Annotated in this window: 28 protein-coding genes and 1 pseudogene; 20 read left to right on the top strand and 9 right to left on the bottom strand. The window is 32.1% G+C overall.

Annotation, left to right across the window (positions count from 1 at the left end; all coding sequences use genetic code 11):
• Positions 1–107: 107 nt before the first annotated feature.
• Positions 108–680, bottom strand: coding sequence for a flavin reductase family protein (locus LQ668_RS05515; RefSeq protein WP_078357299.1), 573 nt, complete (start codon positions 678–680; stop codon positions 108–110).
• A gap of 113 nt (positions 681–793) precedes the next feature.
• On the opposite strand from LQ668_RS05515, the gene LQ668_RS05510 reads away from it, so the two are divergent.
• Positions 794–1,135, top strand: a complete 342-nt coding sequence (locus tag LQ668_RS05510) for a winged helix-turn-helix transcriptional regulator (protein WP_078357300.1) — start codon at positions 794–796, stop codon at positions 1,133–1,135.
• Positions 1,136–1,219: 84 nt separating this feature from the next.
• Positions 1,220–1,951 carry a class I SAM-dependent methyltransferase gene (locus tag LQ668_RS05505; RefSeq protein WP_107510032.1) on the top strand — a complete coding sequence of 244 codons (732 nt, stop codon included), beginning with the start codon at positions 1,220–1,222 and terminating at the stop codon, positions 1,949–1,951.
• Between the two features lie 317 nt (positions 1,952–2,268).
• Here LQ668_RS05505 and LQ668_RS05500 read toward each other — a convergent pair whose 3' ends face one another.
• Positions 2,269–2,364 carry a type I toxin-antitoxin system Fst family toxin gene (locus LQ668_RS05500; protein ID WP_115337737.1) on the bottom strand — a complete coding sequence of 32 codons (96 nt, stop codon included), beginning with the start codon at positions 2,362–2,364 and terminating at the stop codon, positions 2,269–2,271.
• Between the two features lie 320 nt (positions 2,365–2,684).
• Here LQ668_RS05500 and LQ668_RS05495 point away from each other — a divergent pair, with 320 nt between their 5' ends.
• A complete protein-coding gene (locus LQ668_RS05495) occupies positions 2,685–3,233 on the top strand; it encodes a GNAT family N-acetyltransferase (RefSeq protein WP_411815071.1) in 549 nt (182 codons plus the stop codon).
• Between the two features lie 232 nt (positions 3,234–3,465).
• Here the strand turns inward: LQ668_RS05495 and LQ668_RS05490 are convergent, their stop codons facing one another.
• Together LQ668_RS05490 and LQ668_RS05485 are read right to left on the bottom strand one after the other, a co-directional pair.
• Complete coding sequence (locus LQ668_RS05490; RefSeq protein ID WP_107510030.1) at positions 3,466–3,561, bottom strand: type I toxin-antitoxin system Fst family toxin; 96 nt, start codon at positions 3,559–3,561, stop codon at positions 3,466–3,468.
• Between the two features lie 219 nt (positions 3,562–3,780).
• The gene (locus LQ668_RS05485) at positions 3,781–5,064 is read right to left on the bottom strand and encodes a homocysteine synthase (RefSeq protein WP_078357308.1); all 1,284 of its coding nucleotides are present in this window, start codon (positions 5,062–5,064) and stop codon (positions 3,781–3,783) included.
• A 189-nt stretch (positions 5,065–5,253) separates the two neighbouring features.
• Here LQ668_RS05485 and LQ668_RS05480 point away from each other — a divergent pair, with 189 nt between their 5' ends.
• The 6 genes from LQ668_RS05480 (at position 5,254) to LQ668_RS05455 (ending at position 9,478) form a co-directional block, all read left to right on the top strand.
• Positions 5,254–6,000: an amino acid ABC transporter ATP-binding protein gene (locus LQ668_RS05480; RefSeq protein ID WP_078357309.1), complete on the top strand. Its 747-nt coding sequence runs from the start codon at positions 5,254–5,256 to the stop codon at positions 5,998–6,000.
• A 10-nt stretch (positions 6,001–6,010) separates the two neighbouring features.
• Positions 6,011–6,838, top strand: coding sequence for a transporter substrate-binding domain-containing protein (locus LQ668_RS05475; RefSeq protein WP_078357310.1), 828 nt, complete (start codon positions 6,011–6,013; stop codon positions 6,836–6,838).
• 11 nt (positions 6,839–6,849) lie between these two features.
• The gene (locus LQ668_RS05470; RefSeq protein ID WP_078357311.1) at positions 6,850–7,545 is read left to right on the top strand and encodes an amino acid ABC transporter permease; all 696 of its coding nucleotides are present in this window, start codon (positions 6,850–6,852) and stop codon (positions 7,543–7,545) included.
• Between the two features lie 5 nt (positions 7,546–7,550).
• Positions 7,551–8,255: an amino acid ABC transporter permease gene (locus LQ668_RS05465; RefSeq protein WP_237687726.1), complete on the top strand. Its 705-nt coding sequence runs from the start codon at positions 7,551–7,553 to the stop codon at positions 8,253–8,255.
• Positions 8,256–8,371: 116 nt separating this feature from the next.
• Positions 8,372–8,899: a GNAT family N-acetyltransferase gene (locus LQ668_RS05460; protein WP_107510027.1), complete on the top strand. Its 528-nt coding sequence runs from the start codon at positions 8,372–8,374 to the stop codon at positions 8,897–8,899.
• A 186-nt stretch (positions 8,900–9,085) separates the two neighbouring features.
• Complete coding sequence (locus LQ668_RS05455) at positions 9,086–9,478, top strand: hypothetical protein (protein ID WP_126577749.1); 393 nt, start codon at positions 9,086–9,088, stop codon at positions 9,476–9,478.
• A gap of 218 nt (positions 9,479–9,696) precedes the next feature.
• Here LQ668_RS05455 and LQ668_RS05450 read toward each other — a convergent pair whose 3' ends face one another.
• Entirely contained in the window at positions 9,697–10,380 is a 684-nt protein-coding gene (locus tag LQ668_RS05450) for a DUF1129 family protein (RefSeq protein WP_078357314.1), read from the bottom strand.
• A gap of 140 nt (positions 10,381–10,520) precedes the next feature.
• Between LQ668_RS05450 and LQ668_RS05445 the strand changes: the two genes are divergently transcribed.
• The 10 genes from LQ668_RS05445 to LQ668_RS05400 all read left to right on the top strand — a co-directional run bounded on the left by LQ668_RS05445 (position 10,521) and on the right by LQ668_RS05400 (position 20,306).
• Positions 10,521–11,276 carry a sulfite exporter TauE/SafE family protein gene (locus tag LQ668_RS05445; protein ID WP_107509573.1) on the top strand — a complete coding sequence of 252 codons (756 nt, stop codon included), beginning with the start codon at positions 10,521–10,523 and terminating at the stop codon, positions 11,274–11,276.
• Between the two features lie 12 nt (positions 11,277–11,288).
• Entirely contained in the window at positions 11,289–11,726 is a 438-nt protein-coding gene (locus LQ668_RS05440) for a GNAT family N-acetyltransferase (protein ID WP_115337735.1), read from the top strand.
• Positions 11,727–11,744: 18 nt separating this feature from the next.
• Positions 11,745–13,787, top strand: a complete 2,043-nt coding sequence (locus LQ668_RS05435) for a cation:proton antiporter (protein WP_107509571.1) — start codon at positions 11,745–11,747, stop codon at positions 13,785–13,787.
• A 70-nt stretch (positions 13,788–13,857) separates the two neighbouring features.
• Positions 13,858–14,706, top strand: coding sequence for an SA0632 family lipoprotein (locus LQ668_RS05430; protein WP_107509570.1), 849 nt, complete (start codon positions 13,858–13,860; stop codon positions 14,704–14,706).
• Positions 14,707–14,774: 68 nt separating this feature from the next.
• A complete protein-coding gene (locus LQ668_RS05425) occupies positions 14,775–15,068 on the top strand; it encodes a hypothetical protein (RefSeq protein WP_078357319.1) in 294 nt (97 codons plus the stop codon).
• A gap of 64 nt (positions 15,069–15,132) precedes the next feature.
• Positions 15,133–16,707, top strand: a complete 1,575-nt coding sequence (locus tag LQ668_RS05420) for a Gldg family protein (protein WP_107509569.1) — start codon at positions 15,133–15,135, stop codon at positions 16,705–16,707.
• 654 nt (positions 16,708–17,361) lie between these two features.
• The gene (exaC, locus tag LQ668_RS05415; protein ID WP_078357321.1) at positions 17,362–18,882 is read left to right on the top strand and encodes an acetaldehyde dehydrogenase ExaC; all 1,521 of its coding nucleotides are present in this window, start codon (positions 17,362–17,364) and stop codon (positions 18,880–18,882) included.
• Complete coding sequence (locus LQ668_RS05410; RefSeq protein WP_078357322.1) at positions 18,883–19,215, top strand: DUF779 domain-containing protein; 333 nt, start codon at positions 18,883–18,885, stop codon at positions 19,213–19,215.
• A 68-nt stretch (positions 19,216–19,283) separates the two neighbouring features.
• Positions 19,284–19,823: a GNAT family N-acetyltransferase gene (locus LQ668_RS05405; RefSeq protein WP_078357323.1), complete on the top strand. Its 540-nt coding sequence runs from the start codon at positions 19,284–19,286 to the stop codon at positions 19,821–19,823.
• Positions 19,824–19,835: 12 nt separating this feature from the next.
• Positions 19,836–20,306 (top strand): 2-thiouracil desulfurase family protein, encoded by a 471-nt coding sequence (locus LQ668_RS05400; protein WP_078357324.1) that lies wholly within the window; start codon positions 19,836–19,838, stop codon positions 20,304–20,306.
• Here the strand turns inward: LQ668_RS05400 and LQ668_RS05395 are convergent.
• The gene (locus tag LQ668_RS05395) at positions 20,281–20,850 is read right to left on the bottom strand and encodes an LOG family protein (protein WP_107509567.1); all 570 of its coding nucleotides are present in this window, start codon (positions 20,848–20,850) and stop codon (positions 20,281–20,283) included. The genes LQ668_RS05400 and LQ668_RS05395 overlap by 26 nt on opposite strands.
• Before the next feature lie 78 nt (positions 20,851–20,928).
• On the opposite strand from LQ668_RS05395, the gene LQ668_RS05390 reads away from it, so the two are divergent.
• Positions 20,929–21,183, top strand: a complete 255-nt coding sequence (locus tag LQ668_RS05390; protein ID WP_078357326.1) for a hypothetical protein — start codon at positions 20,929–20,931, stop codon at positions 21,181–21,183.
• Positions 21,184–21,289: 106 nt separating this feature from the next.
• Here the strand turns inward: LQ668_RS05390 and LQ668_RS05385 are convergent, their stop codons facing one another.
• The 3 genes and pseudogenes from LQ668_RS05385 to LQ668_RS05375 all read right to left on the bottom strand — a co-directional run bounded on the left by LQ668_RS05385 (position 21,290) and on the right by LQ668_RS05375 (position 23,496).
• Positions 21,290–21,730: a YaiI/YqxD family protein gene (locus LQ668_RS05385; RefSeq protein WP_170167652.1), complete on the bottom strand. Its 441-nt coding sequence runs from the start codon at positions 21,728–21,730 to the stop codon at positions 21,290–21,292.
• A gap of 254 nt (positions 21,731–21,984) precedes the next feature.
• A pseudogene (locus LQ668_RS05380) lies at positions 21,985–22,566 on the bottom strand (hypothetical protein); the annotation flags it as partial.
• A gap of 84 nt (positions 22,567–22,650) precedes the next feature.
• Positions 22,651–23,496 (bottom strand): undecaprenyl-diphosphate phosphatase, encoded by an 846-nt coding sequence (locus LQ668_RS05375; RefSeq protein ID WP_107509565.1) that lies wholly within the window; start codon positions 23,494–23,496, stop codon positions 22,651–22,653.
• Positions 23,497–23,517: the final 21 nt, after the last annotated feature.

Genomic DNA, 23,517 nt, shown 5'->3' with positions numbered 1-23,517 from the left:
CCCCTCATTACTCGCAGTAGTGAGGTTTTTTTTTTGACTAAGTTGCTTTTTATAATGAAATACGATTTGTAAGAGAACTATGAATATATAATATTTTCATTTATTCTTTAGTCTTTTCCTGGACCATGATTGAATTTTGTTCCTTTACCTATAGCATAAAATTGTCCTCCAGCTACGTAGTGTACGGTACGTAATTCATCAGGAGCATCGTCAAAGATCCAATGACCATTGTTAAAGACACGATCGTCACTCCAAGCACCAACAATTTCGCCCATAAACAAGTCGTGTTCTTGTTCATTCTGCTCATTTGGCATTACTTTACATACAATCCAGCCAGCACTACCTTCAACTAATGGGATGTCAACGTCATCTTGATAAAATATAGAAAGGTTATCAAGTTTATTATCCATTTCTTTAGAGCTGTGTTCACCAACATATAAGACTGTTTCCATTTGTTTAACGGTTGGTATATGCACTACAAAATAACCACTCTGCTCAATAAGTTCACGTGTAAAAGCTTGTTTGCCAATATACGCCATAACTTTATAGTTTCCAACAAGGCCAACCCAAGCTGCCGCCATTACATTTTCAACGTTATCGTGCTTGGCAGAAATCATTGTTGTTGGTCCTACTTGTAATAAACGGTAAGCTTTAGATCTTTCAATAGGTTTAATTGCCATTATATATTCTCCTCTTTTATTTCAATTTATTTCTAATTGCTAGTATAATATGATGATATAAAAAAACTAGTATGCACTTTTTAGTAAGATACTATCAAAAAGGAGAGTATTGTATGAATTACTCTAAAACTACAAATGGACAAGTACTCAACAATAAAGGCTTTGATTATACGTTATCGCTTATAGGAGGGAAGTGGAAAATGCACATACTATTCTGTTTATTAACAGAAGAAATTATGCGTTATGGAGAACTGAAAAAATCACTTCAAGGCATTACTCACAAAATGTTGAGTAATCAATTAAAAGAGCTAGAGTTCGATTCACTTATTATCCGCCATGAGTACCCACAAGTCCCACCCAAAGTAGAATATTATTTATCAGAACGAGGTAAGTCATTAATGCCTGCGTTACAGGAGCTTTGTAAATGGGGTTCAGAACATATAGAAGATGAATAATTAAGAAAATATTTAAGAGCGCACTTATTTTAATTTATGGAAATCGTTTTGCTGTTTATTAACTAATAAGGAGGTATATTAAAAATGGATAATATTTATGATGACTCAGCATTTTTTGAAGGGTATAAGAATAAGAGAAATAGCCATTTAAGTTATAATGAGGTAGTGGAAATGCCTGAAATGAAACGATTAATGCCTGACTTATTTGGAAAGCAAATACTTGATGTTGGGTGTGGAATGGGGAATCTTATAACCTACATGTTAACGTATAATCCAAACCATATAACAGGCATCGAACAATCAAAAAACATGATTGATGAAAGTAGTAAGAAATTTAAAGATAAACCTGTGACATTATATCATGAGGATTTTATGAAACTTAATATAGATGAAACCTTTGATGTCATAGTGTCTTCACTAGTATTTCATTACATAGAAGACTTTAAAAAATGTTGTCAGAAATTAAATCAATTATTAAAAAGCGAAGGAACTCTTTTATTTACTATGGAACATCCAATACAAACTGCTACAATGGATCCAGAAGTTAGCAAAGAAGATGAAAACGGCATTTATTTGCGAATGGAACACTATTTTGATGAAACTATACGTTCTGCTAACTGGATAGGACAAGACGTCTTCAAATACCATCATACGATTGAGACTATTTTCAATAGTTTAATAAATAGTGGCTTTGTAATCGAATGTATTAAGGACCTTGGACAATCAGAAGAAGTATTTAAATACTATGATGAAGAACGTATAAACAAGTTAAAACAGTTTCCTCCGTTTATATTAATTAAAGCGAAAAAGAAATAAAGTAGCACTTATTTTCATTTTTTATGGATATTAAAGATATGAATGTATCGGTCAAAGATACAATGGGCGAGAAGTTCTTTACTATGATGAGTGCAATTGCAGAACTGGATTCTGCAAAAGAAATCAAAAGAGACTGGAATTAGTAGATCTACAGTGTATTAGGTTATTAATAATTAAATCCTATTCTATTATGTACTTTGCATTCGAAACCACAATGATGTTATAATGCATTTAACAAGAATATCTGCATTTGATGCACCAAACCCCTCACTACTCGCAATAGTGAGGGGTTTTTTGGTGTGGCTTAGTCGCCTATTTTACTTATCGCCACGTTTGCGAAGCCAATACGCAAAGAATGCGACAATGCAACCACTTGCTGTCGTGGTCATGATGTGAACAAGAATATCTATCATTTTCTGCACCTCCTCTCTACGTCAAATAGACGCCTGAGAGATAGGCGACATCATTATTATATCATCTGTAAATACACAAGCATATGCACTTTTTATTAGGCTTAAGTATATTATTTATAAGGGATTTTGAGAGAAGAATTTATAGGTCGATTTTTAGTATCTAAAGTGGTATTAGAGTAACTTTTTACTCTTAGGTTAGAATTTCAAAAATCTTTATGAGATAATAACCTAATATAAATATAAGCAATCAATAATATTATTAATTCAGTAAAAAGCATATACTATCAACAAATTCTGAACAATGTAGGAGCATGTTAAAGTTGGAAAACATAAATAAGAAAACTCGACTAGAAGAATTAAATGAAGATGATTTAAACGATTATTATTATTGGAAATATTTAGATCCATTACAAGAAGCTAAAAATTGGAACGGTCCATATATCGAAGAAAAGCATTTTACATTTACTGAATTCGAAAAGAATTATAGAGAAAGTAAATATCTTTATAAAAATACGTTATCAACTTTAGCAATAAAATATGAAGATGATTTTTTAGGTGTTGTCACATCATATTGGAAAGATGAGAAATCCAGATGGTTAGAATGCGGTATTGTTATATATAAAAATACCAAATGGGAAAAGGGATTAGGTTCTCAAGTATTCAAAGAATGGATTAATTATCTATTTAAAGAAACTGATGCTAATAGAATAGGTATTTCAACATGGTCTGGCAATATTAGAATGATGAAAGTAGCAAATAAAGCTGGAATGATAGAAGAGGCACGCATACGAAAAGGGCGCGTAGTTGAAGGTGAATTCCATGATGGAATACAAATGGGGATTTTAAGAGAAGAATGGAAAAGTTTTTAATATTCTTCACTCTAAAATAAATAACCCGTTAAGTATATTTAATAAAAGTGACAGAAGTCAGTAGGTCTAAGTACAAAGGATTATTAATAATTATATCCTATTCTATTATGTACTTTGCATTCCAAACCACTATGATGTTATAATACACATAACAAGGAACTAGCATAGATACACCAACCCCCTCACTACTCTCAATAGTGAAGGGTTTTTTTGGTGTGACTAGTCGCCTATTTTACTTATCATCGCGTTTGCGTAGCCAATGCGTGAATAACGCGATAATACAACCACTGATGACTGCAATCGTGATCTGAACAAGGATTTCTAGCATAGATTAACACCTCCTCTCTACGTCAAATAGACGCCTGAGAGATAGGCGACATCAGTATTATATCATCTGTAAATACACAAGCATATGTACTTCTCACATTCTTGTATATCTTACCAACAGCATAAATAAGAAAATAAAAAAGTAGTGAAGATTATCTGCTGTCGTAGATTTCTTCACTACTTTTTTTAGTATATTTTCAGACGTATTCGCCAACAAATATTATTTAATTTTATTTAAAGCTTGTTCTAAGTCTTTGATAATATCATCACTTGATTCTGTTCCTACTGAAAGGCGGACTAAATCTTTTGTTACGCCTGATGCAACTTGTTCTTCTTCGGACAGTTGTTGGTGGGTTGTGCTTGCTGGATGTATTACAAGTGATTTAGAGTCTCCTACATTTGCTAATAATGAGAATAGTGATAGGGCTTCTACAAAGTCTGGAATTGCTTCGGAATCGCCTTTAACTCCAAATGTTAGTATTGCTCCTTGTCCTTTTGGTAAATACTTCTTAGCGAGTTTATGATATTGATTTGATTCAAGTCCTGGATAGTTCACCCAGCTTACTTTATCATGTGATTCTAAAAATTCTGCTACTTTTTGGGCATTTTCAGAATGACGTTCTGTTCTTAAATGTAATGTCTCAAGTCCTATTAAGAATTGTTGGGCATTAAATGGTGATAATGATGGTCCGAGATCTCTTAATAATTGAACACGTGCTTTTGTAATATAAGCTGCTGGACCTACGTCATTAACGTAAGAAACGCCATGATAACTTGGGTCAGGTTCTACTAATCCTGGGAATTTTCCGTTATCCCAATTAAATTTACCACTATCTACAATTACGCCACCGATAGACGTTCCGTGACCACCAATGAATTTAGTTGCTGAATGTACAACAATATCTGCACCATATTTAATTGGTTGTAGTAGGTGAGGTGAAGCAAATGTATTATCTACTATTAAAGGAATGCCATTTTTATGTGCTACTTCAGCGACACCTTCAATATCCAGTACATCAATACGTGGATTACCGATAGTTTCAGCGAAGATCAGTTTAGTATTGTCATTAATTGCAGCTTCGAAATTTGCTGGATCATCTGGATCTACAAAATGTACTTTAATGCCAAATTTCTTTAGTGTAACTGCAAATAAATTATATGTACCACCATATAAATTAGTAGATGCAACAACTTCAGAGCCACTTTCGGCAATGTTTAAAATACTTAAAGTAATGGCAGCTTGTCCACTACCTACACTTAATGCAGCTAAACCTTCTTCTAATAATGCGATACGTTTTTCAAAGACATCATTAGTCGGATTCATAATTCGAGAATATATATTACCTTCTTCAGCTAAGGCGAATAAGTTTTTAGCATGTTCAGTTGATTTAAATGTAAATGACGTAGTTTGATGAATAGGAACGGCTGTTGAACCAGTAACTGGATCAGGTACTTGACCACCGTGAATTGCAAGCGTTTCTTTATTCCAATTTTCTTGTGTCATTAATAAATACCTCCTTAAGTTATATATGTCATTATAGTCAGACAATTTTAAAAATTCAATCTAATCCGAGTAAAAAGATAAGAAAATTTTATAAATGGCTTGAATTAGGGATTTTAAATTAAAACCGACTTTACTTATAGGAATAGTTGTGATAAATTCAACTTAATATTTTGTTCGGGAGTGAATGACTTGATAACAGTTGAAGGGTTACACCATAAGTTTGGGGATAATGAAATTTTGAAAGATATTAATTTTGAACAAGAAAAAGGGACAGTTACAGCAATTATAGGACCAAGTGGTTCAGGAAAAACCACTTTATTAAGAAGTTTAAATATGCTCGAAACACCATATAAAGGTGTAATTGAATTGGGAGATACGTTATTTAATATTGAAAATTTTAATAAAAATGATGTAGCAAAATTAAGAAAACAGTCGGCTATGGTATTTCAGCAATATAATTTATTTAAAAATCGTACAATTTTAGAAAATATTACTGAAGGTTTGATCTATGGACAAGGCATGAGCAAGAAAGAAGCAAATGCTAAAGGTATGGAATATTTAGACAAAGTTTCACTAAAAGATAAAGCAAATGCATACCCAGTACAATTATCAGGTGGGCAGCAACAACGTGTAGGTATCGTAAGAGCATTAAGCATTGAACCAGAAGTGCTTTTATTAGATGAACCAACTTCAGCATTGGACCCTGAATCTGTACAAGGCGTGCTAAATATTATTCAAGAAATTGCTAGTGAAGGTAGAACGATGGTTATCGTGACACACGAAATACAGTTTGCTAAAGAAGTTTCAGACCAAGTCATATTCATGGATAATGGAGAAATTATTGAAAGCGGTAGTCCTGAGGATGTAATTGATAATCCATCATCGGAACGTACAAGAAAATTTTTAAGTCGTTTAACTTCAACAGTTGGGGCATAGGAGGTATGAAATGAAGTATATCAAATTTCTAATTGTAAGTGCATTAATCATTTCATTATCTGGTTGTGGTCAAATTTCTAAAGAAAATAATGATAAAAAAGTTATAAAAGTAGCATTATCAGCTGAAGTAAATCCGCCGTTTTTATATACAGACAGTGATAACAATCCAGTTGGCTATGATATGGATTATATGAAAGCTCTTGAAAAGAAGTTGCCACAGTATGATTTTCAATATGAATTTGGTGAAGAGGAATCAAACGTCGTCGGAATTGGTGTAGGTAAATTTGATATGGGGATCAATTGGTTCTTCAAAACGCCAGAACGTGAAGAAAAATTTTTATATCAAAAAGAACCTTACGTATATTCTTTAACGACTCTAATTGTACATAATGATACAAATGATATTGAGACATTGGATGATTTACATAATAAGAGACTTACACCTATGGCTCCAAGTGGTGGGCTTTATTCTATTCTTTCTGGGTATAACAAGTCTCATAAACAACAGATAGATATTGATGAAATTCAAAAAGTATCTAATGGTGAAAATTTTAAAATGATTGAATCAAAACGTCGAGATGCAATGTTCTTAAATTTAACAACATATCAAGCGATTCAAAAAGAATTAAATGCTGATGTTAAAGTAGGTGGCGTTGTTTCAAAAGAATCTATTCATATCTTATATAACAATAAAAATACGCAATTACAAAAAGATATTGATAAAGCGACTAAAGAATTAAAAGAAGATGGTACGCTTGTGAAATTATCTAAAAAATGGTTTGGATTTAATGTATTTGAAGACAGAGATTCATTAAATGACATTAAAGATAGATTATAAGGAGGAGAAAAATGGGAACGACAACTTGGCCAGATTTGTTTATGCAAATTTTAGATAAATTACCAATTACGCTATTCATCATTATTATTTCTCTTCTATTTGCTTTAATTTTAGGGCTGATTTTAGCAGTTATAAGAATAAAAGAAATACCGATATTAACTCAAGTTGTGAAACTGTATGTTTCTTTCGTGAGAAGTACACCGCTTATTTTGCAATTATTTTTAGTTTATTTTGCATTGCCGATTGTCTTGCAATGGATTTACATTGATATTAATCATTTTAGTCGTCTATTTTTTGTCATATTAACCTTCACTCTGCATACAGGTTCATACTTATCTGAAGTGATGAGAGCTGGGTATAATTCAGTTGATAAAGGACAGATTGAAGCAGGAAAAACAGTTGGTTTACGTGATAGAACAATATTGACGAGAATTATTATTCCTCAAGGATTTAGAAATAGTTTACCAAACATCGGTAATCAAGTAATAGAACTGATTAAGGATACTTCACTTGCATTTACTATCGGACTTATTGACATGATGGGGCAAGTTAACTTAATTATAGGGAATAATTACGGTTTAGGAATGTTTCCTGTATATGTGGCGATATGTATTATTTACTGGGTTATTTGTATATTAGTAGAATTTATCGTCATGCTTTTAGAGAAAAAATATAATATACCATATCAAACTGAACAAATGAGGTGAATAAATTGTCTATAGATTTTCCTTTTATGTATGAACATGTTGGAGATATATTAAAAGGTGTTCCAACAACATTATTAATTGCAGTTATAAGTATGGTGTTTGGTTTAGTAATAGGTACTATATTTGCGTTAATTCGAAAAAGAAAGGTACCTGTTATCAATCAAGTTATAGTTGTATTTGTGTCATTCTTTAGATCAACACCTCTCATTGTTCAGTTGTTTGCATTTTACTATGGTACGCCTGTACTAATAGAATGGTTGAATAAAGTTTGGCAATTGAGTTTAGACCCTGATGGCGTCAGTTCATTAACAATCGTTCTCTTTGTATTCACATTACATTCAGCAGCATACTTAACAGAAGTTATGCGAAGTGGATTGAAAAGTGTAGACGATTCGCAAATAGAAGCGGCTATAACAGTTGGTCTAAGAAGACAACATATCTTGATGAGAATTGTAATTCCACAAGCACTAGGATATGCGATACCGAATTTAGGGAATCAATTTATAGCTTTAATAAAGGGAACAGCAATTGCATTTGTTGTTCAAGTAACAGAAATATTAGCGATTAGCCAAATTATAGCTAATGACGGTTATAGATTTGTCGAAGTGTATATCATCGCAAGTGTAATATATTGGATTATGGCGCTGTTTTTCGAATGGGTTTTCGGAAAAATGGAAGCAAGAGTTGGGAAATACTTATATCAAACATAAAAAAACGAGGTCAGCATTACGTTTGTGCGAAAATAGTAATGCAGGACCTCCTTTTTTTATAAATTTTTTCAATTGATGTGTATACTAATATTATAAATATAAGTTGGAGGTACATCATGATTGAAATTCGACCAGTTAAAATAGAAGATGCAAATGAACTTTTAGAAATAGATATTAGAAATAGAGAACTATTTGAAACATATTCAGCAGCAGATAGAAAAGACTCAGATTATCAACTATATAATTATAGAAAAAATATAGAAAAATACTTACAAGATATGAAAAATGACGATGGTTACCATTACGTAATCATACAAAAAGAAGAAAATAAAATAATAGGTACGATCGACTTATTCGCAGTGGTTAGACATAATATCCAAAGTTGCATGATGGGATATGCATTAGACGAAGCATATAGTGGGCAAGGAATTACGACAATCGCTGCAAAAAAAGTAATCAAAATAGCATTTAATGAGCTAGGATTTCATAGAGTAGAAGCAGGCGCACAACCAACAAATGTAGGATCAGTAAGAGTATTAGAAAAAGCAGGAATGATAAGAGAAGGACTAAACAGATCAAACGTTAGAGTCAAAGGAGAATGGAAAGACCATTATTTATACGCAATCGTAAATGAGAACTTTTAAGGATGTGGAATAGTATTGTGGATGGTGTTATCAGGATTAATAATCTATTTAGTATTATTTTTATATTCTAAATATCTCATTAAAAATGAGAAATTCATGCTTATTCACTTAATGTTTACCTTGATTTTTATATGTTTTAGTCAAGTATCCATTATATATTTTGAAAATTTAAATGGACAATTGAATGTGTATACTTTAGTACTTGGTTTGTTATTTATATTTATGATGAGTGTATCTATGTTCTTACAAGTGATATGTGATATTTTATTAGCTACACAACTTGTAAGAAATGAAATAGTAGATAAAATATTCAAAATTGTATCAGACCCTATTGAAGTTATGAGTCATATAGTGAAATCAATTTGGTTGTTGAGTTTGGGAATGTTAATGATTCAAAATCATTATTATATTTTAGGAGTTATAACATTAATATGGGGATTATTGATAATTTATTACTTCAATATTTTAATTAACTATTATACTAAACAAAATAGAGGAATAAGACCTAATACAGTATTTATAAATGGAGAAACTTTTTTGATTTTTGCTATTTTGTTTATAGGTATATTGGTGATATAAATTTTTCAGGCTGATAAAAAAATTTATCGACCCGAAAACGAGAAATACAGGCCGATAAAAATAATTATCGACCCGAAAACGCGAAATACGGACCGATAAAATAAATTAACGGTCCAGAAACGCGAAATACGGACCGATAAAATAAAATAGCGGTCCAGAAACACGAAATACGGACCGATAAAATAAATTATCGGTCCGTATTTTTCCTATATTCCACTTTACCTTGTGTCGGGTTGGTCGATTTTTCTATGATGGTCTATATAAAGTCCTAGTGGTGTGAGTATGAGCGCGATAATGATATAAGCCCAATTGGATGTATAAATTTTTGGTCCTAGTTGCAAGTAAAATCCTGGTAAGTAGAAGGCTAATATTGTTAGTACGAATGTGCCTGATATTAAAATATTCGTTATTGTTGTGGTCCAATTTGATTCGCTATATATCCTTATTTGTACTACTTTGAATATCATCCATATAAAAATGAATATCATCGTAAATCCTGTTACAAACGTTATAAGAAATGTATATAGGTAAGTGTATTCTATTTGAGTGAAGAATCCTGTAAATCCTCGTATAAATGAAAATACGCCTAATAACATTAATATGTGTAAGCCTATAAATTTAAAGATATTTTGAAAAGTACGGTTAGGCATGTTTTTAATCATATTATCTGCATGTTGTTTTGGGTCATGATCAAAGAATTCCATTGCATGCATGCCGTCTTTTTCTGCACTTAATAAATGATTAAGTATGTTAAGTAACATTTTTTCTGAATCATGTTCGTTAATACTTAAGTTAGCACGGACATATGTTATATAGTTTTCATATACTTCTCTATCGTGACTATTTAATCTTAGTCGTTTTACATTGTTTTCAATTATAAGGTCGCGTGTTGATTTTTTCATCAGCGTTTTCCTTTCTTTGTTCAATAATTTCATTTTACCAAGTATTTTATTATAAAACATTACTAATTTGAGGTTTATACTTTTTACAGATGATTAAATTTCCGATATTATTAAATATGACAGGTGGTGAATGCTTGGAGATGTTGACTTTATTTATTGTATTTTTAGTAGGTATTTTTGCTGGAACGATTAATATAGTTTCAGCAGGTGGATCGTTAATTGTTTTACCATTACTTATATTTTTTGGATTACCTACTACAGTTGCGAACGCTTCGAACAGAGTTGCAATTTTAGTTCAGAATATACTAGGTTTATATGTATTTTACATAAAAGGAATGCGCAACGTTAAGTTAAGTCTTATCTTGAGTATACCCGCTATTATTGGCTCTTTTATTGGCGTACATTACGCAATTAATCTCCCAGACGCAATTTTCAACCGCATGTTAGGTATTATTATGCTTCTCGTTTTAATTATTATGATCATTCCAACTAGATGGAAAGGTGCAAACAAGCAAACTGAAAAATTATCCGCCTTTAGAATCGTTCTTCTTATTATTGTATTTCTAGCATTAGGTATATATGGTGGCATTGTTCAAGCTGCTGTAGGATTTTTATTCATTATAGCTTTAAATTTAATTATGCCGAAATTAAATTATGCTGAAGTTCAGTGTATGAAAACTTTAGTCATAACGATTTACTTATCGTTATCGACAATTGTATTTATTTTTCAAGGGTATGTTAATTGGCCATTTGCAATCAGTTTGGCACTTGGATCAGGTATTGGTGGACTTATAGGTGGTCGTTTGACTGTTTCGTTGCCTGAAAAGAAATTAAAAATCATTATGTTTATCGTTATATTTATTTTAGCAATTAAATTATTGATAGAGAACAATTAGGTAGGTAGAACAATGTTTATCATAAAATACATTCAAGATGATGCAAATATTTATAAGATTAGCCAAATGGCTGCAAAGGCTTTTAAAGATGAGAGATATAGTATGAAATTGGCAGTGTCGCTAGAATATGAAGCAATCAAAGGCTCTCTTGAATACGAAAAAAGTATCTTGATTGGTGCTTTTATTGAAGAAGAATGTGTTGGCTTCATATGGGCTAAATTTGATTATAAGGATAAAGAAGTTAAAATTTATAACCTTCTTGTTACTGAAAATCATCGAAAAAAAGGAATCGCTAAAACTTTAAAGCGAGAAGTAGAAAAGTGGGCTCAACAAATGGGTGCATATTCCATAGTTTCAACTGTCCATGCCCACAATGAAAATATGATTCATATTAATGAATCAATGGACTATGAAGTTGAAAAAATTATTATGCGTAAAAAGTTATTTTAAATAGAAGAGAGGAATTCTATGGCCATATTCGAAGGTTTCTTATGGTTCATTATGGGAATTATCCTAAGTTCAATTATTCATCATTACATTTCTAAAATACCATTAAGTTTTGTTCAAATTATTATTGGTTTTGTTATATTTCTATCTCCAATTCCAGTTGAATTAAACTTTGAATCAGAAGTGTTTATGGTGGGCATTATCGCGCCATTACTATTTTTAGAAGGTATTTCAGTTTCGCGTGTCCATTTAGCTCGGTATTTAAAACCCGTTATGTCAATGGCACTTGTACTCGTATTTACAACAGTTCTAGGGGTCGGATTCTTATTACATTTAATCTGGCCAGAACTACCATTAGCAGCGTGTTTTGCTATTGGTGCAATTGTTTCTCCAACTGATGCGGTGGCAGTTCAAGCTATTGCAAAAGGTAAGATGTTACCAAAAGGTTCTATGACAATATTAGAGGGTGAATCTTTATTAAATGATGCAGCAGGTATCTTATCATTTAAGATTGCTTTAGCAGCTTTAGTAGGTGGATCATTCTCATTATCAGGAGCAGTTGGACAATTTCTTATCACGGCAGTCGGAGGCGCAATTGTTGGTCTTATACTTGGTTATGGTGTAGTGCAGTTGCGCGTTTACTTAACTAGAAATGGTATTAATAATGGGAATATGTTGACGTTTATACAGGTTATAACACCATTTTTAGTATATATCGTTGCAGAAACATTCCATTCATCAGGCATTATTGCAGCTGTTGTCGCTGGTTTAATTCATGGTGTTGAAAAGGATAGAATCGCACAAGCAACTACGAAGGAACAAGTTACTTATAATCATACTTGGGATTTATTAAGTTACTTATTAAATGGATTTGTATTTATTTTATTAGGTTTCTTAATACCAGAAGTATTATTTAACATTTTAGAAGAACCAAAACAGGAAGTAATGCATGTTATTGGCATGACACTGTTTGTAGCAGCATTAGTTTATACATTTAGATTCATTTGGGTGCTTATTTCATACCCGTATTTCTACTTACCTGAAAGTAGATTTTCTAGAATGTTAAATAGTGGGAAAGATATAGAACCACAATCTCAAATAGATAAGCCGAATCGTTTTAAATATGCATTTATTATGACGATATGTGGGGTGCACGGTACAATTTCATTGGCAATCGCTTTAATGCTACCATTTAAATTATCCGAACACACAGACTTTATTTATAGAGATAATTTACTATTTATAGCGACAGGTGTTATTTTGATCAGTTTAGTATTAGCACAATTAGTACTTCCACTTGTAACGCCTAAAACTAAACCGAAAGAACAAAGCTTACTAACGTTTAATGAAGCTAAAGTCTTACTTATAGAAAGTGCATTAGAGAACTTACAAGAATTTTACAGTAAAGAAACAAGTTATATTTACGGGAAAATTACACGTAGTTATCATATGCAATTATCATTCTTAAGAGAGAACGATGAAAAAGATGAAGATATTAAAGAATTAGAGCGTATGCAAAGAATCGCTATTGATACAGAATTTAGAACGTTAGATAAATTGATTAAAGATGATAAAATTTCACAAAATACATTTGATAACTATAGACAAATTACTGAACGTTCAACTACCTTTAAGAATGCATCACTGTATACGAAAGTTAAACTAATGGTGAAGTTATTTGTTCGACGTAGAAAAATTAAAACATTTGTCAATGCAACAAGTTCACTTTCAATTGAAGCAAACTTAAAAGAGATGAGATTTATAACTAGAGAAGTTCATTTCCAAGTTGTAAAAAGATTAACTGAAGAAATGAATGATGATAATGAGTTTGAAATTAGCATCGTTTGTGATTCTTATTTAAATAAAGTTGAAAGATTAACACCTAATCATTTTAAAGGTAACCATTCAGCTGTCTATACAGAAATGGAAATATACGCTTTAAGAATTCAAAGAGAAATGATTAATGAGTTAACTGAAGAAGGTAAAATTGGGCGTGCAATGGCTATAAAATTAAGAGAATCCGTTAATTACGATGAAATGATAGTACTAGGCAATAGTATCTAATTTGTTTTCAATAGATAGCTTACATGTAGTGTGGTAAAATATTTAAGACTATATATAGGAGGCGACACCTATGAAGAAAGCACTTTTACTTATGGTGAGCTCATCAATTATTTTAGCTGCATGTGGCAATGATGATGAACAGAAGAATTTAGAACAAGAAATTAAGTCTTTAGAACAATCATCTAAAGATTATCAAAAAAATAAAAAGTCTTTAGAAAAAGAGAATGAAAAATTAAAAGATAGTATTAAAGACAAAGAAGATGAGTTGGAAAAACTCAAAGATGAAGTTAAAGCAAATCAATCTGATACAGAAGAGTCAAAGAGCAGTAAAGAAGATTCTAAAGATAAAAAGGAAACATCAAGTACAGAAAAAGAGCAATCAGCAAAAAAGCCTTTTCCTAATACAATTCGTACTTCAACAAATGGTGAAGTTGAAGTAGTAGATGACATTGATGGTAAACATTTTCAATTTGAAGATAGTGGTATGAAGGTAAGCATTGACCATTTACAGATTTTCCAAGTGAATAATATGCCAGAAGGTCAGGTGTTGCTCTTCAATGGAGCTAAAGATGGTTATGTTGTCATGTATGAAGTCGTAACTGAAAATACAACAAATGATAAGTTATTCTATGACAACACAGCATCTATCCAACATGGAGAACAAACACAACGTTCTGACTATGCTTCATTTATACCAGATTCTCATAACGAGAAATATATGAAGAAATCTAAAGAAAATACTGATGAATATCAACCAGGTGAAAAGACTAAAAGTTTAAAGTCTATTCCTATTTCTAAAAAAGTGTATCAAGCAATTAAAGATAATAGTGCAACATTCAATATTCATGGCGGTGTGAGTAAGACATCTACATATGATGATGCGTCTGACAAAGTTAAATCTTTTAAATTGAATATATAGGTTTGGTTTAGTTTGAATTGTATTAGGGAATAAACTATAAATGATTATTTGAAAAGAGGGATGTTATCGTGCATGAAAAAGAATTTGTTCTCATAGAAGGAAAGAAAATAACATTATTAGAATTAGGCAAAGAAATCGAGAATATAACTGGTCGTACTTTGAAAGTAACAACAGGTGAAGTGAGAAGTTGGCCATCAGAAGCAGTTGTTTTCGATCGCAAATCTAACGTTAATCAAGTAACATATCGATTTAATGATGTTAATGATATAATTGATGCAACGATTGAAGTTCCTAGAGGATTTAAAGACTATGATACAGACCCTGTAACAGTTAAATTGTTGACTTATATTAGAAGAGCATAGAATATGAACAAACCTCTAACATAATGAGTTGTTAGGGGTTTGTTTTATACATAAGGAGATTATAATGAAATCAAAAATCATCATGATTAGTTTAATAGGATTAATGGCATTTGTAATAGTTGGTTGTTCAAATAATGTTAGTGAAGACAAAGGAAAAGATGGAAAAATAGTTCTATCACCAAACAGTGATGATATAAAGGGTAAAGTACTTTTTGATAGTGCTCACGGTCAAACTGCAGGCAGTGCAGATTGGGTTATTAATGGTGGGTTTTCTGATTTTGCAGAAGCATTGACGAAAGAGAACTATGAAGTGACAGACTTAGGATTTAATCAATTATTAGAATATAACAAAATGAAAAATTATGACTTAGTTGTAATACCTGAAGCAAATAATCCTCTTAAAGCAAGTGAACAAGATGCTATTGAGCAATATGTGAAGTCTGGTGGAAGCATTTTGATGGTTAGTGATCATTATAATGCTGATCGAAACTTTAATCGATATGACTCATCTGAAGTAATGAATGGCTATAGAAGAGGGGCTTTTGATAATCCTACAAAAGGTATGACTTCTGAAGAAAGTGCTTCTGAAAAAATGAATGGCGTTGAAAGTAGAGACTTTTTAAATGAAGTATTTGGTTTAAGATTCAGATATAATGCTTTAGGAAATATAAAAGTAGATGATTTAGCTGATGAAAAAGATAGCTTTGGAATTACAAAAGGTGTTAATGCGGTATCGATGCATGCGGGATCTACCATTGCAATTACGGATCCTAATAAAGCAAAAGGTATAGCATTTGTTCCAAATTTATCGAAAGATGATGCATGGAATCACGCAGTCGACCAAGGCATTTATAATGGCGGCGGAAAAGATGAAGGTGCGTATATAGCAATTAGTAAAGCTGGAGAAGGTAAAGGTGCATTTATTGGGGATTCTTCCATGGTAGAAGACAAATCACCAAAGTACAAACGTGAAGACAACGGTGAAACTAAGAAAACATATGATGGCTTTAAAGAAGAAGATAATCAAAAAATGATAATGCAAATTGTTGAATGGTTAAATAACAAAGAAGATAATAAAGATTTTTCTTCAATGGATATACAACTAGATGACAAGACACCATTATTAAATTTTGAAGAACCTGAAAATAGTAGTGAAGCTGAGAAAGAACCTTGGGGAACACCAAAGCAAGGTTATAAATGGTTCGATGCTTCCACATATGCATCAGGCAGTTATGGCGCTACTGATGAAAAACAAAGTAACGAATCAAATAGTGACAGTAAAGATTCATCAACAAGTAATAATAGTAATAATCAAGGGAATCAAGGAAATCAAAGTGAATTCGATATGCCAACATCTGTTCAAAAACAAGAGAAATTCGAAATAACAGTACATGTAGACGAATCAAAATTATTTAATCAAAAATTTCAATTATCCATTAAGAATAAAGATGGACAAGAAGTTGGAATGTTTAATGGACAAGCACCAGGCGTATCTGATTCAGTAAATCCTAAAATTAATAACGGAGTAACAGATTGGTATTTCAAAACTAAAATCGCCAATGAAGCTGATAATGAAGTAGACGTTGAAGTCTTATCAGGTGGAAACGTTATAGCTAAGACAACAATGCAAGTAGAATGAAAGACACCTCTAAAGTTGAATTTAAATCCAACTTTAGAGGTGTCTTTTTATGTTTGAAAGTGGAATAAGTGGAAATGTAATGAATATGAGGGAGATTGAAGTGACTGAATATTGCTAGTCGAGGTCAACAAGCTAAATAGTGGGGCTGAATGTTGCAAGACAGGTGCGACTAGCAACATAGAGCGACTGAATATTGCAAGACGAGGTCGACTAGCAACATAGAGCGTCTGAATATTGCAAGACGGGTGCGACTAGCAACATAGAGCGTCCGAATATTGCAAGACAGTGTCGACTAGCAACATAGAGTGGCTGAATATTGCAAGACAAGTCAAACATGATAAATAGAGCCCTTGAACTTATCAAGACTGGCACAACATGATAAATAGAGCCCTTGAACTTATCAAGACTGGCCCAACATGATAAATAGAGCCCTTGAACTTATCAAGACGAGCCCAACATGATAAATAGCACGTCTGAATTTATCAAATCTCATCTCTCAATATCATATTTCAAATAATTATCTGAAATGTGTACAGTGATATTTGTAACTATTTATATAATTTTGTATTAATATTGTAAAATGCTTTTTAGTTGATGAAAGCGCTTGCGTCAATTAAAATTAATATGTAATCAATTTAAGGGAGGCGTTTTAATATGGCTTTTGAATATCCAACTGCAACAAATGCAAAATACAAAGTAAAAGATAAGTATCAAAACTTTATTGGTGGTAAATGGGTTGATCCAAAAAACGGTGAGTATTTTGATAATGGATCTCCGGTAACTGGTGAAGTTTATGCTAAAATGCCGCGTTCAACTAAAGAAGATGTAGATGAAGCGGTAAAGGCAGCACATAAAGCACAAGTTGAGTGGGCTAAAAAGTCACCTGCTGAACATTCGCAATTACTCTTAGATATAGCAGATCGTATAGAAGAAAATTTAGAAGAACTAGCTGTAATTGAAACATTTGATAATGGTAAACCGATTAGAGAATGTCTAGCAGCAGATTTACCATTAGTTGTAGATCATTTTAGATATTTCGCTGGTGTAGTGAGAGCAGAAGAAGGATCAATTTCACAAATTGATAATGATACTGTAGCTTATCATTTTAAAGAACCAATCGGAGTAGTTGGTCAAATTATTCCGTGGAACTTCCCATTATTAATGGCAACATGGAAATTGGCGCCAGCAATCGTAACGGGTAATGCTGTTGTTCTTAAACCAGCTGAACAAACGCCTGTATCTATTCTTCATTTAATGGAATTAATTCAAGATATATTACCTGAAGGGTTAATAAACGTAGTAAATGGCTTTGGTGCAGAAGCTGGTCAAGCTTTAGCAACTCATGAAGATATTAATAAGGTAGCATTTACTGGCGAAACAACTACAGGTCGTATTATCATGCAAAATGCAAGTCAAAACTTAATTCCTGTAACGCTAGAATTGGGTGGTAAGTCACCAAATATCTTTTTCAAAGACATTATGGATGAAGATGATGACTTCTTAGATAAAGCTGTTGAAGGTTTAGTCATGTTCGCATTAAACCAAGGTGAAGTATGTACATGTCCTTCTAGAGCATTAGTTCATGAAGATATTTACGAAAAATTTATCGAAAAATGTATAGCACGTGTAAAACAAATTAAAACAGGTAATCCACTTGATACTGAAACAATGCTTGGTGCACAAACTTCTCAAGAACAATCTGAAAAAATTAAAAGTTATTTAGATATTGGTAAACAAGAAGGTGCAGAAGTATTAGTTGGTGGTAACGTTCGTGAAGAATCTGGAGATTTAGAAAATGGATTCTATATTGAACCAACAATATTTAAAGGTACTCAAGATATGAGGATTTTCCAAGAAGAAATATTTGGACCAGTCTTATCATTAGCTACTTTCAAAGATGACGACGAAGCATTAGAAATGGCAAATGATACTTTATATGGATTAGGTGCAGGTATTTGGACAAGAAACCAAAATAAAGCTTATCGTTTTGGTAGAGGTATCCAAGCAGGTCGTGTATGGGTAAATAACTACCATACTTATCCAGCACATGCGGCATTTGGAGGATACAAAATGAGTGGTATTGGCCGTGAAAACCATAAAATGATGTTAGATCATTATCAACAAACTAAAAACTTACTCGTTAGTTATGACGAGAAGCCAGCAGGACTGTTCTAAATGACTGAACAAGTCACTGCTACAGAAAAAGCCAAATCACTCATTAGAGATTTAAAAAAGACACATGGTGAAAATCTTATTTTTCATCAATCAGGTGGATGCTGTGATGGTAGCTCTCCAATGTTATTCGTTGAAGGAACATTGATTATTGGAGATGTAGATGTGAAGTTAGGTGAAATTGAAGGTGTACCTTTCTATATGAACAAGAAGCAATACGAATATTGGAAACATACTAACTTAGAGTTAGATGTTGTAGATGGTAAAGGTGGAATGTTTAGTATAGAAGGCCCAACTGGTAAGAGATTTCACATTAGAAGTTCAGTAAGGTCATAATTTTTAGAAGGATGTGCTAAAATAATAGTACATCCTTTTTTTAATTTGATAAAGGTTGGGTGAAGAAAATGAGTTATTACATTGAAACAAAACGTTTAATACTAAGAAATTGGAAAGACGAGGATGTAGCTAAATTTCAAAGCATGAATGCAAATCCCGAAGTGAGAAGATACTTTCCAGATATACTAAGTTATGATGCAACTAAAAATGTTGTTGATCAAATGAAAGCGATTATTGACCAACATGAGATTGGTTTATTTGCTGTGGAATTAAAAGAAACAAAGTCTTTCATAGGTATGGTAGGGCTTAACTATATACCAGAGGGTAGTGAATTGAGTTTTCCTGAGTTGCCTTTTTATGAAATTGGATGGCGAATTGATAAAGATGTTTGGGGAAATGGTTTGGCAACTGAAGCGGCAGAAGCTGTCTTAACCTACGCAAAAGAACAAGGTATTGATGAAGTTTATAGCTTTACATCTGAAATTAATAAACCTTCTAGAAGAGTGATGGAAAAGTTAGAAATGGAGCATATTAGAGATTTCTTACATCCTAAAGTAGTACATGATGAACGATTAGCGGCTCACGTTTTATATCATAAAGTGTTATAAGGAGAAGATTATATGATCGTTATTAGTGCATGCTTAGTAGGTGAACAAGTAAGATACGACGGCAATCATAAATTAGATATATTTTATAAGAATTTAATAGATGAAAAAAAGGCGATAAGTATTTGTCCGGAAATACTAGGCGGACTTCAAGTGCCGAGAGAGCCTGCAGAGATTACTGGAGGAGATGGCTATGATGTCTGGAATAATCAAGCTAAGGTTATGACAGTAACTGGCCAAGATGTTACGCATCAGTTTAAAGAAGGCGCCAAAAGAGCACTTTCCATAATAAAGGACTTAGATGCCCAAACAGTAATATTAAAAAGTGATAGTCCATCGTGTGGCTCAACTGTCGTTTACGATGGAACATTTAAAGGAATTAAAAAAGAAGGTGTCGGTGTAACGACAGCCCTCTTTAAATTAAATGCTATTGAAGTTTATGATGAAAAATCATTTCATGCTACTTTTGATAATCACGAAGTTTAACAGGTTGAGCAACTTTCATTGAATCAAACATGCTTTGAATATCATCTTTAATAATAGCTAAATTTTTATAGTCTTTACTAACAAATCCAGTAGAAATCAAGTGTTCAATCATTGAGGATAAAGGATTGAAAAATTGTTTAATGTTCAATGCGGCAATAGGTTTATGATGTAAACCTATTTGCGACCAAGTATATATTTCGAAAAATTCTTCTAATGAACCCGCTCCACCCGGTAACATGACAAATGCATCAGCCATATCAGACATCATTTGTTTTCTTTCATGCATCGTTTCCACAACATGATATTCAGTTAAGTTTTCATGTGCTATTTCACGTTCTCCTAAAAATCTAGGCATTATACCAATTGCAATCCCATCATGGTCTAATACACCATTTGCTACAGCACCCATCATTCCAGTTGAACCAGCTCCATAAATTAATTCATATTTATTTTCTGCTAAGTATTTACCTAACGCATAAGCTTGTTCTGTGTAGATAGGGTCGTTACCTTTACTAGCTCCACAAAATACAGCAATTCTTTTCATATATATTACTCCTTTCACATATGTAGTATAATGATTTTAAATAGAGAATTCCATTTATTTTAAAAGGGGGTCTATCAATTGGACGTATTTCTAATGGTAGTACTTATCGTGCTCATTTCAACTACAGCCGGACTTGTCAAAAATCATCAATCGAAAGCAGTTAAAATCGAAAAAATTAAATCACAACGAGTTAAAGATGAATTAGAGCTAGAAAAAATAAAACATGAAAATTATTTATTAGAAACAGACAAAATGCGTATAGAACTAGAACAAATGAAAAATACTGATAATATTAATTTAGAGAAAGCTAAAAGCCAGCTCATAGAAAGATAAAGTAGATAATATATTAAGTTGTAATGAGCTAGTTCACAAATTATTGCCCGTTAGTCGGGAAAAGCTTCATCTATAAAATAAGACAATGTCACAAACTGACATTGTCTTATTTTATGAGGTTAGTTAGAAATTCCGAAAAAACTAAATGATCTTCTTGAGTAAGTTTTTTTGGTCCTTTTGTTCTACCACCTTGTTGTCGTACTTGTGCTGAAACATGTCTTTGTGTTAACAACTGTTCTATATTGTTTGTTGTGTATTCATAACCTTTATGATGAATAACGTGTTGGGCTTTATTTAATATAAGGCTCGCAAGTCCATAATCTTGTGTGACAACAATGTCGCTTGATTTTGTTAGTTTAACAATCCTAAAATCAGCACTGTCTACACCATGATCTACATAAGTGGTTGAGACATTTTCAGGGTATTCTTTTAAAGAGAAATGGTTAACACTTCTTATTATCAGAACGGAGATGTCTGTATCTTGAGTTATACGTATGACATCATCCGTAACTGGACATGCATCCCCATCTATAATGATTCGATTAATCATTTATTGCGACGTAAATTTTTTTTAGATTTTTTATGTTCAACTGTATGTTCGTCATATGGAAACTGATCGATATGTTGTTCCATTGATATTTTATGTTGATTAAATAGTTTGTGGCTAGATTTTTCTTTTTTCTCATTTCTAACTCGTTCGTTAACTAATTCTTGAATATTCGGCTTAGCTTGTTTTGAACTAACATCAGCTAATGATTTTGGTTGAGTGCTTTCCGAAGATTTCTGTTTGTTTTCTTTTTCTTGATACTTTTTGATTTCTTTAATACGTTGTTCTTTGTTTTCAGTTTCTAACTTTTGCTCTTCTTCTTCACGTGCTTCGATATTATCTTGTAGCTTCTTATCTAGCTTAGGTACATCTTTTTTGTTTTCTTTTTCAAGCTTTTCGCCTTTTTTCGCTTGTTTCTTTTCAAGCTTTTGATAATATTCTAGTTCTTTAATACGGTCTTTTTTGTTTTCTTTACGCGCTTTTTCTTCTTCTTTATGTCGTTCATCAATATTTTTTTGTAGTTTTTTATCTAGGTGGTCAATTTGTTTTTGCAATTCTTTTTCCTCTTTCTTCTCTTCTTTAAATGGTTGTTTCATTTGTTTGTTATAGTCGTGTAAACGTTTCTTTTGGACAACATAAGATTTAACAGGTTGTGATTTTTCCGCAACTTTATCTTTTGTTTCAATCGTTTTATCTTTAACTTTATGAGAAAGGTCAACTGTTGTTTCAGTTACGTTTTTCACATCTGGGTGTTCTTTGATTTTTTTACGTTCTTTAATTAATGGTACTAGTACTAATGGTAGTGTATTGACGATTAATTTTACTTTATCATTCATGAGTCATTCCTCCGTATTAATTTCTAATTATATATCTTATTTAAATACCCTTAAACAACGACTTCAAACTGTAGTTTCTAAGTATTAACCTATGTTTTGGCCAATACCGAAACCGAAATAAGCAATAGCTATAATGATAACTAAGATAATTCGATAAATAGCAAAGGGTATTAATTTGACACGATTGATAAGTTTTAAGAATAATTTGATAGATATAAGACCAAATATAAATGATGCTATAAAGCCAACAATATAAAATGGTATTTGATCTAAAGTGATAAATTGTATATTACCTAAAAGTGCTTTTGCACTGGCAGCAAACATAATTGGAACTGCCATAATAAATGTAAAGTCAGAAGCTGCTTTATGATCTAATTTTAAAAATACACCTGTTGAAATTGTAGAACCTGAACGGCTAAATCCTGGCCATAAAGCAATCGCTTGTGATAAACCAATAACAAACGCTTTTGGATAGTTCATATCGTCTACTTTATGTGGATTTGGAACACGCTTAGAATAAATATCTGCTCCAATCATATAGATAGCACCTAGCAATAAACCAATTAAAACGGTTGGAACGCTAAATAAATGCTCCTCTATAAAATCATCAAATAATAAACCAAGTATTCCAGCTGGTACTAAACCAACAATAATGTGTGATAACTTTAATCGACGTTTCTTCTGTTCATTCTTTTTAATATGTAACATTTCTATATATCGACTTCTAAATATCCATGCTGCTGCAAGAATAGAGCCTAATTGAATAACAACTTTAAATGTAAATGCAGATTCACTTCCGAGAAATGATGTAGACTTTAGCCACATATCATCTACTAATATTTGATGACCTGTAGATGAAACTGGTGCAAACTCCGTTAAGCCTTCTACAATACCTAAAATTATTGCTTTTATTAATTCGATTATAATCATATTTTAGCTCCTCAAATTTTC

It is taken from the genome of Mammaliicoccus sp. K-M42 (genome assembly GCF_022386375.1).
GTDB lineage: Bacteria > Bacillota > Bacilli > Staphylococcales > Staphylococcaceae > Mammaliicoccus > Mammaliicoccus fleurettii.
The sequence above is the reverse complement of the archived record's forward strand: the minus strand, read 5'-3'. Positions and strand labels throughout refer to the sequence as shown.